Consider the following 15,995-nt stretch of genomic DNA (forward strand, 5'->3'; position numbering starts at 1 on the left):
GTTACCCCTCTGTCCGGCTACGTCTCGACAGAATTTCGTCCTGATGCTCTAACGCCCACGCCACCAGATTCTCAATATGGGGCATCAGGCTATAGCCGCTTCCCGTCAGTTCATATTCCACCCGCGGCGGCACCTCAGGATAAACCTGCCGGCTCACCAGCCCGTCTGCCTCCAAATGCCGCAGAGTGACGGTCAGCATCCGTTGCGACACATCACCTATAGACTTCGCGATATCGCTGAAACGCATCGTTCCGTTCGCTTTCAGCGTAATAAGTACCAGCATTGTCCACTTGTCTCCCAGCCTGTCCAGCACGTTGCGCACAGGACAGGCACCTACATGATGAAAGTTTTTCATTCTTTTTAACCTTTTACAATCCGTTCATATCCAGCAAAAGTTACATACGTGTAAGTATCTTACAATCAAGTGCCTTCTTGCCACGTAGCAAGTTTCCCGCTACCTTTGTCCGCACAAAAGTAAGAAAGTTACTTTGAATAACCAATGTACAATTTAAACATTTAAACTTATGAAAAAAAGAGTAGCAGTATTGGCCGTAAACCCTGTAAACGGCTCGGGCCTGTTCCAGTATCTGGAGGCATTTTACGAAAACGGCATTTCCTACAAAGTATATGCCGTATCTCCCACCAAAGACATTCGGACCAACTCGGGCATTGCCCTGCAAGCAGACGATGTTATAGCTAACCTGAAAGGGCACGAGGACGAATACGATGCACTGGTCTTTGCCTGCGGCGATGCCATTCCTGTCTTTGCCCAACATGCCGACGAGCCACATAACATCATGCTGATGGAAGTTCTGAAAACGTTTGGCGAAAAAGGAAAAATCATGATCGGACATTGCGCAGCCGCACTGATGTTCGAAAAAGCCGGCATCACAAAAGGCAGGAAATTGGCTGTGCATCCGTTGGCAAAACCCGCCATCGTGAACGGAACAGCCACCGATAACGCTACCGAGACGGACGGAAACTTTTACACCGCCCAAAACGAAAACAAGATCGCAGCATTGCTGCCCTCTGTCCTGACAGCTCTGAAAGGATAAACGCACTTTCGTTTTAGGACCTCTCTCATATATGGTTCTGCCCGGCATCGGTTTCCCGATGGCAGAACCATATTCTTTTATCTGCCCATGTCTGTGTTCATTAACCACCTCTGTTAATAAAGCATAATCTTCTTTCTTCGCTTTAAACCTTTGCGTAATTTAGAAGCCCAATCAAAAGGCTGAATTATACACTACTAATACTACGACAATAGAGCATGAAGAAGAGAGTTAAATGGGGCATCATCGCCGTGATAGGCGCCGGCCTGGCAGGCTGGGGAATTTATTCGCAAATGCCCAAACCAAACGAAGAGTTGGCCGAAGCCAACAAAGTGATGACTAATCAAAGTAAAGGGAAAAAGGCGCTCAACATCAACGCCGTCATTGTACGCCCACAAGTCCTTACCGACGAAATCCCCATCATCGGTAGTCTGATACCCGACGAAGAAGTAAACCTGTCGTTCGAAACATCGGGCAAAATCACCGAAATCAACTTCGAAGAAGGCACCGCCGTCAAGAAAGGGCAGCTGCTGGCCAAGGTAAACGACCGACCCTTGCAAGCACAGCTGCAACGCCTTGTGGCCCAACTGAAGCTGGCCGAAGACCGCGTGTTCCGTCAGGACGCCCTGCTGAAGCGCGACGCCGTCAGCCAGGAAGCCTACGAACAGGTGAAAACCGAACTGGCCACGCTGAACGCCGACATCGAAAGCGTCGAAGCCCAGATAGCACAGACCGAACTGCGTGCCCCCTTCGACGGTGTCATCGGTCTTCGTCAGGTCAGCGTAGGTGCCTATGCCTCACCAACGACCATCGTGGCCAAGCTGACCAAAATATCGCCTCTGAAGCTGGAGTTCTCGGTATCGGAAAGTTATGCCCGCGACATCAAGGTGGGTACCAACCTCACCTTCAACCTCGAAGGTTCGCTTGAGGACTATCACGCACAAGTCTACGCACGCGAGTCCAGCCTCGACATCAACACCCACACACTGACCGTACGCGCCCTCTACCCTAACCCCACAGGCATCATGCCGGGACGCTACGCCTCTATCACACTGAAGAAACAGGAGTTCAAGGACGCACTGGCCATTCCTTCGCAAGCCATCGTGCCCGAAATGGGTAAGGACAAGGTATTCCTGTACCGCTCGGGTAAAGCCGAACCGACCGAAATCGTCACCGGCATCCGCACCGAAGCACTTGTGCAGGTCGTAAAAGGACTGGCCGAAGGCGATACCGTCATCATCTCGGGTACGCAACAGTTGCGCACGGGAATGGCTGTGACCATTGATAGAATTAATAATTAAAAATTAATAATTAATAGTTAGGAACGGAGAGACGGCACCACGACCGCCGCTTCTGTAGAGCCTGTCAACGCCTTTCCCGTTTTTCATTATTAATTATTCCCTATTCACTGACTAACATGAACATATCCGAACTAAGCATACGCCGCCCCGTGTTGTCAACGGTACTAACCATCATCATTCTGCTCTTCGGCTTCATTGGTTATACCTACCTCGGTGTGCGCGAATATCCGTCGGTCGACAATCCCATTATCTCCGTGTCCTGCTCGTACACGGGTGCCAACGCCGACGTTATCGAAAACCAGATTACCGAGCCGCTGGAGCAGAACATCAACGGTATCCCCGGCATCCGTTCGCTAACCAGCGTCAGCCAACAGGGACAGAGCCGCATCACGGTAGAGTTTGAACTGTCCGTCGATCTGGAAACGGCCGCCAACGACGTACGCGACAAGGTATCGCGTGCCCAACGCTACCTGCCCCGCGACTGTGACCCTCCCACCGTGTCGAAAGCCGACGCCGACGCCGTGCCTATCCTGATGGTGGCCTTGCAAAGCAACAAGCGTTCGCTGCTGGAGCTGAGCGAGATTGCCGACCTGACCGTCAAGGAACAGTTGCAAACCATCTCCGACGTAAGTAGCGTCAGCATCTGGGGTGAGAAGAAGTACTCCATGCGTCTGTGGCTCGACCCGACCAAGATGTCGGGCTACGGCATCACGCCTGTCGATGTGAAGAACGCCATCGACCAGGAAAACATCGAACTCCCCTCGGGCAGTATCGAAGGTAATACAACCGAACTGACCATCCGCACATTAGGACTGATGCACACGCCTGAAGAGTTCAACAACCTCATCATCAAGGAAGACGCCAACCGTATCATCCGCTTCAGCGACATAGGCCGTGCCGAACTGGGTGCCGCCGACATCAAGAGCTATATGAAGATGAACGGCGTGCCCATGGTGGGCGTAGTCGTGGTGCCCCAGCCCGGTGCCAACCACATCCAGATAGCCGACGCCGTATACGACCGTATGGAACGCATGAAGAAAGACTTGCCCGAAGACGTCACCTACAGCTACGGTTTCGACAACACCAAGTTCATCCGCGCCTCTATCAGTGAAGTGGAAAACACCGTTTATGAGGCTTTCGTGCTGGTTATCATCATCATCTTCCTGTTTCTGCGCGACTGGCGCGTGACGCTGGTGCCTTGTATCGTAATTCCCGTATCATTGATTGGTGCCTTCTTCGTAATGTATGTAGCTGGCTTCTCCATCAATGTGCTGACGATGTTGGCTGTTGTCCTGTCCGTAGGTCTGGTAGTGGACGACGCCATTGTGATGACCGAGAATATCTATGTACGCATTGAGCGCGGCATGCCGCCGAAAGAGGCGGGCATCGAGGGTGCGAAGGAAATCTTCTTTGCCGTCATCTCCACTACCATCACGCTGGTAGCGGTGTTCTTCCCCATCGTCTTCATGGAGGGAACGACAGGTCGCCTGTTCCGCGAGTTCAGCTTCGTCATTTCAGGCTCCATCATCATTTCTTCGTTCGCCGCGCTTACGTTCACACCGATGCTGGCTACCAAGCTGCTGAAACGGCAGGAGCAGAAGAATTGGTTCTACCGCAAAACGGAACCTTTCTTCGAGGGTATGAACCGCCTGTACAGTCGTTCGCTGGCTGCCTTCTTACGTAAGCGGTGGATTGCGCTGGTATTCACGCTGGCCACGTTCTGCATCATCTTCGTCTTGTGGAACAGCATTCCTGCCGAAATGGCTCCATTGGAGGACCGTTCGCAAATCACGATCAGCACCATCGGCGCCGAGGGCGTCAGCTACGAATACATCCGCGACTACACGGAACGCATCAATGATGTAGTCGACTCTATTATCCCCGACGCTGCTGCGGTAACGGCACGTGTATCGAGCGGTAGCGGAAACGTACAGATCACCCTGAAAGACATACGCGAACGCGATTACACCCAGATGGACGTAGCCGAGAAGCTGACCCGCGCCCTGAAGCCCGAGACAGAAGCGCGCGCCTTCCTGCGCCAGCCTTCATCCTTTGGTGGACGGCGTGCCAGCATGCCCGTACAATACGTGTTGCAGGCCACCAACATCGAAAAGTTGCAGGAAGTGCTTCCCAAATTCATGGAGCGTGTCTACGAGAACGAGGTATTCCAGATGGCCGACGTCGACCTGAAGTTCAGCAAGCCCGAAGCCCGCATTCAGATCAATCGTGACAAAGCTGGAGTGATGGGAGTCAGTACGAAAAACATCGCGCAGACCTTACAGTATGGTTTGAGTGGACAGCGCATGGGCTATTTCTACATGAACGGCAAGCAGTACGAGATATTGGGTGAAATTAACCGCCAGCAACGCAACAAGCCCGCCTACCTGACGGGACTGTACATCCGCAACGATGCCGGCGAAATGATTCAGCTGGACAACCTTGTCGAACTGGTCTACGGAACGGCACCTCCGAAGCTGTATCGTTACAACCGTTTCGTGTCGGCTACTGTCTCGGCCGGATTGTCGGAAGGAAAGACTATCGGCGAGGGACTGGAGGAGATGGACAAGATAGCCGACGAAGTGCTGGACGAAACCTTCCGCACCGCACTGGCGGGCGACTCGAAGGACTACAGCGAAAGCGCATCGAGCCTGATGTTTGCCTTCATCCTGGCCATCTTCCTGATTTATCTGATTCTGGCCGCACAGTTCGAAAGCTTTAAAGACCCGCTTATCATCATGCTTACCGTGCCGCTGGCCATTGCCGGAGCGCTGATATTCATGTACTTCAGCGACATTACGATGAATATCTTCAGCCAGATCGGTATCATCATGCTTATCGGACTGGTGGCCAAGAACGGTATCTTGATTGTAGAGTTTGCCAACCAGAAACAGGAAGCAGGCGAAGACAAGATGCAAGCCATCAAAGATGCTTCGCTGCAACGTCTGCGCCCCATCCTGATGACCAGTGCTTCGACCATCATTGGTCTTATCCCCCTGGCCTTTGCCAGTGGCGAAGGAGCCAACCAACGTATCGCCATGGGTACGGCCGTCGTAGGCGGAATGCTCGTCTCAACGCTGCTGACGATGTACATCGTACCTGCTATTTACAGTTATATATCGACTAACCGAAGTAAACTAAAAGAGATATAATGAAACGCATGATATTATCGCTTGCTGCCGCCTGCATCCTGCTGGCGGCGCAGGCACAGAACATTGCCACGTACTCGCTGAAGTCGTGCCTCGAACAGGGATTGCTCAACAACTACTCGCTGCGCATCACCCACAACGAAGAGCAAATCAGCAAGAACAACGCCACACTGGCCAACGCCGGAGCACTGCCCACCATCGACCTGACGGGCGGCTACCAGGCCACACTGAACAACACCGACAGTCACCTGCGCGCCACGGGCGAGACGGAAAAGAGCCGAAACGTCTTCGACCAGACCGTAGACTTGGGCATCGACCTGAACTGGACGCTTTTCGACGGGTTCAACATCTCGACCACCTACCAGCAACTGAAACTGCTGCGCGAGCAGGGCGAGACGAACACACGCATCGCGCTGGAAGACTTCATCGCCTCGCTGGCTGCCGAATACTACAACTTCGTGCAGCAGAAGATACGTATGAAGAACCTGCTATACGCCGTGCAGCTGTCGAAGGAACGCCTGCGCATCGTCGAAGCTCGCTACCACATCGGAAACTTCTCGCGACTGGACTACCAGCAAGCCAAAGTGGACTTCAACGCCGACAGCGCCCAGTACATGAAGCAACAGGAACTGCTGCACACCTCGCGCATCAACCTGAACGAACTGATGGGCAACGAGAACGTGGACCAGCTCATCATGACGCGCGACAGCCTGATAGACGTCAACGCCTCACTCGACTTCAACGAACTGTGGAACGCCACACTGGCCGTGAACGCCTCGCTGCTGAAGGCCGACCAAAACACCGTGCTGGCACAGATGGACTATAAAAAGGTGAACTCGCGCAACTATCCCTACGTACGGCTGAACGCCGGCTACGGCTACACCTTCAACAAGTACGACGTGAACAACTACGACCGCCGCAACAACTTCGGCTTCAACGGCGGAGTGACCATTGGCTTCAACCTCTTCGACGGCAACCGCCGCCGCGAACGCCGCAACGCCGCCATCGCCGTGAAAAACGCCCGCCTGCAACGCGACGAACTGGAACTGGCCCTGCGTGCCGACCTGAGCAACCTGTGGCAAGCCTACCGCAATAACCTCGAAATGCTGAACCTGGAACGGCAGAACCTCATCGCTGCCAAGGACAACCACGACATCGCCATGGAGCGATACATGCTGGGCGACCTGTCCGGTATCGAAATGCGCGAGGCACAGAAGAGCCTGCTCGACGCCGAAGAACGCATACTGACTGCCGAGTACAACACGAAACTCTGCGAAATCTCGTTGCTGCAAATCAGTGGCAAGGTGACTAAGTATCTGGAATAAGCGAATACCCTCCCAAAGGTATCCGATAGTAATTTTCAGGCGCGGGTTACACGGAAGAACACGGAAGAAAGAAAGATAATCCGTGAATTCTCGCGTAATCCGCGCCTGAATTCAGATGGGCACGTCCTCTCCGGCACGTTCGCACCTTAGCCCAGCACCCACCGCGTCTTCCGCCCGAAGCACCGGTAAGCCAGCGAAACCAACAGCCACGACACTCCGAACGCCACAACCGAAGCCAGCGGTATCTGCAACGAGATGGGGACATCGAGCGTGCGCATCAACACCACCGAAGGGCCGGTAAAGAAATAGTGTATCATGTAAACGCCAAATCCACAGAGTGTAAGGTTGGCCAGTGCACGCTGCAAACGTTCTGAACGTATCCGAATCTGCTTGCAAAGCATGAAGACGGGGATGGTCATCAATGCCACGTTCAGCGAGCAGTAGGTAAAAAACAACTCCAGCATTTCGTCCGTATAGTCGGGCAAAGAAGTCATGTGCCTGAACCCGACGAACGTCACGGCATAGCCCACCGCAAACATCGGCACCCCGACCAGCAACAGCGTGCGTCCGCTCCAGTCGTGGTGGCGCAGGTAATGGCCTAAAAGCAGATAACCGTTGAATCCGGCAAAATAGTACAGCATGCCAAACGAATTCCACGAGCACGTGCCCCACAGATACCCGGCTACGAACTCATTATAATAAGGTAAAAGCAACGTCACGCCCCACAAGGCCAGGAAGCCCAGCTTGGCACGCTCCGAAGCCTGTGCCACCCAAGCCGAAAAGATGGGCAAATACAGATACAAGCCTATCAGCAAATAGATGTACCACATGTGTACATCCAATATGGGGAAGTTGAACGGAATGCCTCCAATGTACCCCAGACTGACGGCGAACGACTGACGCATCACATCCTCGCCTGCATAAGGAAAGAAGTCGAGAATCACCCGCGGCTCCACGCCCAGCAGTCCTGTCACCCACGGAAACAGGTTATAGATAACCGACCAGATGAGGAACGGAAAGAATACACGCCCGATGCGCTTCCGGTAGAAAGTTCCGCTACTGCCACTCACCGGAAGCAACAGGGCACCGGTAATCATCACAAACAGCGGCACACACGGACGCAACGCTGCCCCATAAACGGCTCCCCAGAACTTGATTTTACCGATATCGGGCGAAGTACCCGGAAAGAAATTGAAAGGATCGGTGCAATGACAGCACACAACGGTGAACATAGCCACCAGCCGGACCACGTCCAGCCACACAATACGACCAGTGTCTTGTCGTGAAAGAGATTGTTCCATAATGTCTATTCTTCATGATTTCAGCGCATAAAGATAGTAAACGATGGCGATATCTGCCAAACAGTCGCACACAAAAATCCGGCTGAAACCAACTTTCCCCGTCCGACAGTTCTCCCCCTTCCAGAAGCACTCTCACAGCCCTTCCGAGAGACACTTGCATTCCATTTATGAAACACTTGCACGGCTCGCGAGCCGTACAAGTGTTGCTCGCGAGCCGTGCAAGTGTCGCTCAAAGCCCTGTCAGGCACCCCCAAAAAGAGAGCCGCCGGAAGCCTGTCGCAATCAGCAACAGGACTTCCGGCGGCCATCCGTTTTATGGTTTGCATCAGGCAGACTTACCCACCGGAAAATCTGCCCGATGATTGTTATTACTTGCAGCAACGGGGCTTCAGTTGCTTGAAGAAGTCGTTACCCTTGTCATCTACGAGGATGAATGCCGGGAAGTCTTCTACTTCAATCTTCCAGATAGCCTCCATACCCAGTTCGGGATATTCTACGCACTCGATGCTCTTGATGTTGTTCTGTGCCAGGATGGCTGCAGGACCACCGATAGAACCGAGGTAGAAACCACCATGCTTCTTGCAGGCGTCGGTCACAGCCTGGCTGCGGTTACCCTTGGCCAGCATGATCATGCTACCACCGTGGCTCTGGAACAGGTCAACGTACGGGTCCATACGTCCGGCAGTCGTCGGTCCCATCGAACCGCAAGCCATGCCCTTCGGAGTCTTGGCAGGTCCGGCGTAGTAGATGGGGTGATCCTTGATGTATTGCGGCAGGTCTTCGCCACGGTCCAGACGCTCTTTCAGCTTAGCGTGAGCAATGTCGCGGCCTACGATGATCGTACCGTTCAGGCTCAGACGGGTAGCAACCGGATATTTGGTCAGTTCCTTCAGGATGTCGGCCATCGGCTGATTCAAGTCGATGCGTACAGCGTCGCCCTCGCCTGCCTGACGCAGTTCTTCGGGGATAAGTTCGCCCGGATGGCTGTCCAGCTTCTCAATCCAAATACCGTCTTTGTTGATTTTACAACGGATGTTGCGGTCGGCCGAGCACGATACGCCCAAACCAACGGGGCACGATGCGCCGTGACGCGGCAGACGGATGATACGTACGTCGTGAGCATAGTACTTACCACCGAATTGTGCACCCAAACCGATGTTGTGAGCCTCTTCGAGCACTTTCTTCTCCAGTTCCACGTCGCGGAAAGCACGACCGTACTCGTTGCCCGTAGTAGGCAGGTTGTCGTAGAAACGAGTAGAAGCCAGCTTCACAGTCAGCAGGTTCTTCTCGGCCGACGTACCACCGATGACGAAGGCAATGTGATAGGGCGGACAGGCAGCCGTACCCAGCGTCTTCATCTTCTCAACAAGGAAGGGAACGAGCGTTTCGGGGTTCAGGATAGCTTTCGTCTCCTGATACAGGTAAGTCTTGTTGGCCGAACCGCCACCCTTGGTGACGCACAGGAATTCGTATTCCATGCCTTCGGTAGCCTCGATGTCAATCTGTGCGGGGAGGTTGCACTTGGTGTTTACCTCTTCGTACATGGTGAGCGGAGCGTTCTGCGAGTAACGCAGGTTCTCCTCAGTATATGTCTTGTACACACCCAGTGAAAGGGCTTCTTCATCGCAGTAGCCCGTCCATACCTGCTGGCCTTTCTCGCCGTGGATGATGGCTGTACCGGTGTCCTGGCAGAAGGGAAGCAGTCCCTTGGCAGCCACTTCGGCATTGCGCAGGAAGGTCAGTGCTACATATTTGTCGTTGTCGCTGGCTTCGGGGTCGCTCAAGATCTTGGCCACCTGCTCGTTGTGCGAGCGGCGCAACATGAACGATACATCGCGGAAAGCGGCATTGGCCATGGCGGTCAGTCCTTCCTTTTCAATCTTCAGGATGGGTTTTCCTTCAAACTCGCTTACAGACACATAGTCCTTCGTAAGCAGATAATACTCAGTCGTATCCTTGCCCTTCTCGAACATGGGCTGATACTTGAACGGAGGTGTTGTTGCCATAATTACTACTTGCTATTTTAAGTTAATATTGAATTTTCCAGATTCCGCATGCCACCGATGCGATCCGCGCTTGACGATGGTGGATCATTTTAGGAGTCCATTCTGAGGCCTCTATCTTCCGTGACAAAGCATACTGGCTATTTGCATAAATTTCTTTTTTTTCTTCAAACGATTTTGCTGCTGCTTCCCGGTTATTTTTTTTCGACTCTAACAACGTCAAATTTCCTAAACGATAGCGATAATTCTCTGCTTCTTCTTCAGAAAAATCGGCACTCCAGTCTTCAGTGTAAGCTTCGGGTAAAATATGTTCTATTGTCCCGGTATCTATTTCAAAATCTGCATGAAGCCCATTAGGTAGGGCAGCTTCCACTTTATAAAGAATATATCGCACCAACTTGCGCGTAGCGCTATTATTGGTATTCATAACCTTATGTTCAAAATAACGTTTGAAATCTTCGTCATTCAAATAAATAGGTCGTATATCTTCTAATATTTGTCTTACGGTAATATCTTCCGACTTAAAGATTCTTACCGATGCACGGTTGTAAACCTTCTCCATATCATTCGTCTGCAATTTTGCAATTACATTATATCTGAACGATAAAGAAACAATCGCACGGAGCACTTTCTTGAAATCGGCAACAGAAAGTTTATCATAAGCTATCATAAGCAAAGAATTACATTGCGTCACCCGAAACAAAGTCAGTGCCCGAATATCTTCCCGAATTTCCTTGTCATTTTCCCATAACACATCGTCCGGAGTAAACAAAGCAATATAGACATATGCATTCTTTTCCAACTCATCCAGCAAAGCGAACACCTGTTCTCCATCTTGTACCATCTGCTTGACTGCTTTAAACAGATATTCTTTTGAAATCAAATTCATACGAGTATTCAGATACTGACGAAGGAAAATGGGGAAAGCCTTCAATCCTACAATATCAATAATCTTTTTCCACTGTGCTCGTACTTGCCTCAGATCAGTTTCACTTTTTGCTACCAATGAAAAAAGATAATTCTTCAACAAATCGGTAGAAGTCAGTTCCAGTCCCCTTGAATTCAGCGTTTCAAATACAGTATATGCATTTAGTTCATTCTCGACAACAATTTGAATGAACATCAGCCGTTCGCCAACAATCTCATTCAGGAAATAAGCAATTCTCTCCCCTGACAAATCTTGTTTGAACTGTTCATCAATAACCTTCGAGAAGAACAAATAAGCATTCCACAACAGTTTTTCCGAATCGGATAACTTCATCCGATTAACCGGCTCTTTAAATGCAACAAGACGCTGCTGATAAAATGCATCATTATTTTCATTCAACGATAATTTACTGGAATATCTCAACGATGTGGGGTCTTTTTGGCCAATATACTGATTCATTAAAATCTCCACTCTTTCCCTATTAGCTTCTTTGTCAACATCATTGTCTGCAAGTGTACGAATTTTATTTATCAATGCCAGAATCAGGATACTAAGAGTAGCAAAGCGCTGTTGTCCATCAATAATATAGTAATTCTTACCATCAATATTCTGAAGAACAACCGAACCCATATAATGTACACTGCCAGTTTGTTCTGAACTTAAAATATCATTCCACAAATCTTCCCAATTATCCTCATCCCAAGAATAATCTCTTTGAAACAATGGAACTTGCATTTTTTTTCCATTACCCAATACCTCATTCAAAGTGACAGTCTTAGTATCTAAAAGATTCGTAGCACCCATAGGCTTTATACATTATCAGTGAATACAGTACAAAGATAAGAAGTATTATCGAAATATTTCTTTAATCGAAAGCCTTTTCTTTGGCGGCAAAGGAGGTTTTTAGGAATAATTTATTAGCTTCCCTACCAATACATCGTTTCTTCGTACCTGCCTGTACAAGCCTATTTATTCTCCACCTTCTTCATTCTTCCTATCAACTCATCCCCCAGCGCGCTCTTCACCTCGATGTGCTTCAGCACGGCAGTGACAAAAGGATTGCTCTCGAAGTCGCCACGCACTTGTTCGAAGTCCATTTCCTTCTCCAGACGCGAGCCGTCGGCACCGAAACCGGTCATGGAGGCCATGGAGAACTCTTTTTTGGCATCCTCGTAAACCATGCGGTCGAGGCCGATGACAGACTCTTTCCACTTCTCGACGATGCGGATGATGTCGGCAGCCGTCATGGCTTCGGGCTTCACACCGTAAAACTCTTCCAGCTTCTCGTAAGCCCACGTCCACTCGTACGTATAATAGTTGAGGTGCATCCGTTCGAACTCGGCATTAATCTCTTTCAGCTTGTTGACAGAACCGTTTTCAATTCCGTCCATCAAGGCATCAATCTCACTCTTTGGTGCTATCAGGCCAGAGATATCTACCCATTCGCCCGTACCGATAGAGGTGTCGGGACGAAGGCGGGCACGGATTTCATCATCGTTGCGGAAGTCAATGCCTTCGAGCCGTTTGATGACCGAGTTGCCGAGGAACTTGTGGATGGCAATCTCGTAAAATTTGATGCCCTTGGCCAGCGACGAGTTGCGTATCTTGGCGCTGTGGAAAGAATAGATATCGGACAGTTCACCACTGGCATGACGCAGGTTGAGCAGCGTCTCACGCCCCTTGAACATCTTCTGCACGGTGTAAGGACTAAGCAGGTTATAATTGATGAAGTCCAGCTTGTTGGGATCTTTGCGGCCGTCGCGCTTGGGCCACTTCTGCGCATCACGAATCGTACCGACACTGCGCAGGTTGACGCCCGGCACCAGATACGTGGTGTTGTTCTGCTCGATGAGGTACGAGAACGGCAGGTTGGACGTATCCGAATGGTTGACATGGCGCCCCATGACGAGCGAGAAAGCACCCACACGGGCAGGCCACAGGATATAAGAGTCGGACGTAGTCTTGGCGCCACGCTCCAGCGTACCTTGGTGAATGGGGCCGAGCTTGTACATGTGATTGCTCTGGTTAGAGCCCGAACCGGCATTCATAAACGAGAACATACCGGCAATGAGCAGCGTCGACTTGTGGTGCGTCACAGTGAACGGTCCGGCAAAGATAGCACACGCCTCACCATTCTCTCCCTGGCAGTTGCTGAAGAACAACGAATCGCTGGCCGAATAGTTATGCCCCAACTTACAGGCCTGCCCCACGAAACAGCGGGTCAGCATCACTCCATCGTCGACGTGCGAGCCGCTGGAGATGATGAAGTCGTCGCAGATAACCCCATCTCCAATGTATACCGGAGCAGCCTCGTTACTGTTGATACTACCGTTATAGAGACGGCAAGTACCAACGATTCGGGCATGGCTGCCAATACGTATGTTCTTGATAGAACCTGTATTCATAATCGTCACATGGTCGCCTATCGTACCCATTGCAGAAGCGTGCTTATTGGCATAGAATTCTGTTATCTCTTTCAGCCGGGCAATGAGTTCGGGACGGTGGCGGTAAAGTGCCATGATATAAGCCAGATGCGCCGACAGCTTATCGTTGATAAGTACCTCGCGGCCTCCGGTTTCGTTAAGGACCGACACCTCGACACCGTTTCCGAAACGCGAAAGGCCGTCGACGAGGATGATATCCACATTCTCAATGAACGTGTCGTGCCCAATCTCGTAGTTAGCAATGTAGTTCTGCACGTTCTCGATGCAGCAGTTGTCACCCACAGTGACGTTGTGCAATGTCACATGACGCAGTCCCGAATGCTTGCGAATGCCGCCCGCCAGTGTAAATTCGGACTGGAACACACCCAGTCGCACCTCACCCGAAAAACGGGTATGATGTACAAATTCGGTCGAAAAGCCTTCCGACACACTTACTTTCTCCCAATCGTCGGCCAGACAAGACTGGCTCTTGAGCCGAAGCACTTCGTCTTCGGTCAGTTTTCTATACGTATTCATTCGATATTCATGGTTTATGCAGGTGTGCCCAATTAAGAAGATACTTTCTTCAGGCACGGATCACACGGAAATTCACAGATTATTCTGATATCCGTGTTTTCCACGTAATCCATAACAGAAAGTCCATAGCCTCTCATTTTAGCACACCTTCGTTATCTCATTCAGTTTGTTTATCCTTGTTTCAGGACGCCCCGGAAACACATGAAACGCAAGCAGAAGCCGCCTGTCTAGGGCCGCATCTGCTTACGTTTCATAGAGATTCAGTTTGTTTCTCTCCGGCAAGGCCGGAACAATGCGTATGCTTATACTTCTCCGTTTTCGTCGTAGTTCTGGTAAAGGAAATCGTTGTACGGATACTTCTGTACGTGCAGTTCCTTTACACGCTTATATACTGCGTTCTTCATTTCTTCCAGATTAATACGCTCGCGAGCTGAAATGAACAGACAGTTGTCTTCCATCTTGGCCATCCAAGTACGCATCAGTTCCTCCAGCGTCCAGTTCTCCTTGGTACGGGGAGTCAGGTCGTCTTCATCCTTCTGAACATAGGTATATGCATCTATCTTGTTAAACACAAGCATCATGGGCTTGCCGGCCGCACCGATGTCGGCCAATGTCTTGTTCACTACTTCTATCTGCTCTTCAAAGTCAGGATGCGAAATGTCTACCACATGCAGCAGCAAGTCAGCCTCACGCACCTCGTCTAGCGTCGACTTGAAAGAATCTACCAGATCGGTGGGCAACTTGCGGATGAAACCGACAGTATCACTCAGCAGGAACGGCAGGTTGTCGATGATGACCTTGCGCACCGTCGTATCAAGCGTGGCAAAGAGCTTGTTTTCGGCAAATACTTCACTCTTGGCCAGAAGATTCATCAGTGTAGACTTGCCGACGTTGGTATACCCCACCAGTGCTACACGGATCAGACGTCCACGGTTCTTGCGCTGCGTGGCCTTCTGCTTGTCTATCTCGACCAAGCGTTCCTTGAGCAGCGACATACGGTTCAAGATGATACGGCGGTCCATTTCGAGCTGTGTTTCACCCGGTCCACGAAGTCCCACAGAGCCCTTTCCACCACCGGCACCCGAGCCACCACCCTGACGTTCAAGGTGCGTCCAAAGGCGTTGAAGACGGGGCAACATGTACTTGTACTGTGCCAGTTCGACCTGCGTCTTGGCGTTGGCCGTCTGTGCACGCATGGCGAAGATGTCGAGGATGAGCGACGTACGGTCCAGAATCTTCACCTTCAGTTCGCCTTCGATGTTACGTATCTGTTTGGCCGACAGTTCGTCGTCGAAGATTACCATTCCGACTTCTCTCTCTGCCTCTTCTTCATCGTGGATGTATTGTTTGATTTCGTCCAGTTTACCTTTTCCGACGTAGGTCACCGAGTTAGCCTGGTCCAGCTTCTGCGTGAACCGCTTTACGACTTCCGCCCCGGCTGTCTCAGCCAGGAAGGCCAATTCGTCAAGGTACTCATTCGTCTTACGCTCGTCCTGCGTCTTCGTAATGAGTCCTACCAACACGGCTGTCTCTACCTGTGCTTCGGAAATTACAAATTCTTTCATTGCCATTTCTCTATACCTTATTTATATATATACTGTTCCGATGCTGTCCGTTCCTAGGGTAGCTGTGCGGACAACCGCCCAGTTCCAGCCCATACGCAGCATCATTGCGCGGCAAATATACTGATTTATCGGGAATAATTACTATAAAAAGCCGTCTTCGTGTTACCGGCGGACAGAAAAAGCAAGGCGGCAGAAAGTTGAGAAACAATCTGCCGCCCTATTCTATAATTGTTTTCGGAACGGTTCTCCGATATCTTCCGAGGTCGAACACCTAGTATTTATAACCTTAGCAAAGAGTTCGTTCCGTGCAGGTGTATACTAAATAACCATACATTCCATCAGTTATTTACAGTATAACTGTACAATAAGTAAAAAGCGGTTCTTCCCGTAAAAAGAGGAAAGAACCGCTTGATA

Annotated in this window: 10 protein-coding genes; 4 read left to right on the forward strand and 6 right to left on the reverse strand. The window is 50.8% G+C overall.

Annotation, left to right across the window (positions count from 1 at the left end; translation table 11 throughout):
- Position 1: 1 nt before the first annotated feature.
- Positions 2-355 (reverse strand): helix-turn-helix domain-containing protein, encoded by a 354-nt coding sequence (locus Q3C19_RS11420; protein WP_302729407.1) that lies wholly within the window; start codon positions 353-355, stop codon positions 2-4.
- A gap of 169 nt (positions 356-524) precedes the next feature.
- On the opposite strand from Q3C19_RS11420, the gene Q3C19_RS11425 reads away from it, so the two are divergent.
- The 4 genes from Q3C19_RS11425 (at position 525) to Q3C19_RS11440 (ending at position 6,824) form a co-directional block, all read left to right on the forward strand.
- Positions 525-1,055 carry a DJ-1/PfpI family protein gene (locus Q3C19_RS11425; protein ID WP_302729409.1) on the forward strand — a complete coding sequence of 177 codons (531 nt, stop codon included), beginning with the start codon at positions 525-527 and terminating at the stop codon, positions 1,053-1,055.
- Between the two features lie 215 nt (positions 1,056-1,270).
- Positions 1,271-2,353 carry an efflux RND transporter periplasmic adaptor subunit gene (locus Q3C19_RS11430; protein ID WP_022162673.1) on the forward strand — a complete coding sequence of 361 codons (1,083 nt, stop codon included), beginning with the start codon at positions 1,271-1,273 and terminating at the stop codon, positions 2,351-2,353.
- A gap of 116 nt (positions 2,354-2,469) precedes the next feature.
- Positions 2,470-5,502, forward strand: a complete 3,033-nt coding sequence (locus Q3C19_RS11435; RefSeq protein WP_302729413.1) for an efflux RND transporter permease subunit — start codon at positions 2,470-2,472, stop codon at positions 5,500-5,502.
- Entirely contained in the window at positions 5,502-6,824 is a 1,323-nt protein-coding gene (locus Q3C19_RS11440) for a TolC family protein (protein ID WP_302729415.1), read from the forward strand. Before Q3C19_RS11435 ends, Q3C19_RS11440 begins: the two co-directional genes overlap by 1 nt.
- Positions 6,825-6,970: 146 nt before the next feature.
- Here Q3C19_RS11440 and Q3C19_RS11445 read toward each other — a convergent pair whose 3' ends face one another.
- The 5 genes from Q3C19_RS11445 to hflX form a co-directional block, all read right to left on the reverse strand.
- On the reverse strand, positions 6,971-8,125 hold the full coding sequence (locus tag Q3C19_RS11445; RefSeq protein ID WP_302729417.1) for an acyltransferase: 1,155 nt from the start codon (positions 8,123-8,125) through the stop codon (positions 6,971-6,973).
- Positions 8,126-8,493: 368 nt separating this feature from the next.
- Positions 8,494-10,131 carry a fumarate hydratase gene (locus Q3C19_RS11450; protein ID WP_022162677.1) on the reverse strand — a complete coding sequence of 546 codons (1,638 nt, stop codon included), beginning with the start codon at positions 10,129-10,131 and terminating at the stop codon, positions 8,494-8,496.
- Positions 10,132-10,153: 22 nt separating this feature from the next.
- Positions 10,154-11,860: a DUF262 domain-containing HNH endonuclease family protein gene (locus Q3C19_RS11455; RefSeq protein WP_302729420.1), complete on the reverse strand. Its 1,707-nt coding sequence runs from the start codon at positions 11,858-11,860 to the stop codon at positions 10,154-10,156.
- 161 nt (positions 11,861-12,021) lie between these two features.
- On the reverse strand, positions 12,022-14,016 hold the full coding sequence (locus Q3C19_RS11460; RefSeq protein ID WP_022162678.1) for a DUF4954 family protein: 1,995 nt from the start codon (positions 14,014-14,016) through the stop codon (positions 12,022-12,024).
- A 302-nt stretch (positions 14,017-14,318) separates the two neighbouring features.
- Complete coding sequence (gene hflX, locus Q3C19_RS11465) at positions 14,319-15,581, reverse strand: GTPase HflX (protein WP_071150593.1); 1,263 nt, start codon at positions 15,579-15,581, stop codon at positions 14,319-14,321.
- Positions 15,582-15,995: the final 414 nt, after the last annotated feature.

This window comes from Bacteroides sp. ET489 (genome assembly GCF_030518095.1).
GTDB lineage: Bacteria > Bacteroidota > Bacteroidia > Bacteroidales > Bacteroidaceae > Bacteroides > Bacteroides ndongoniae.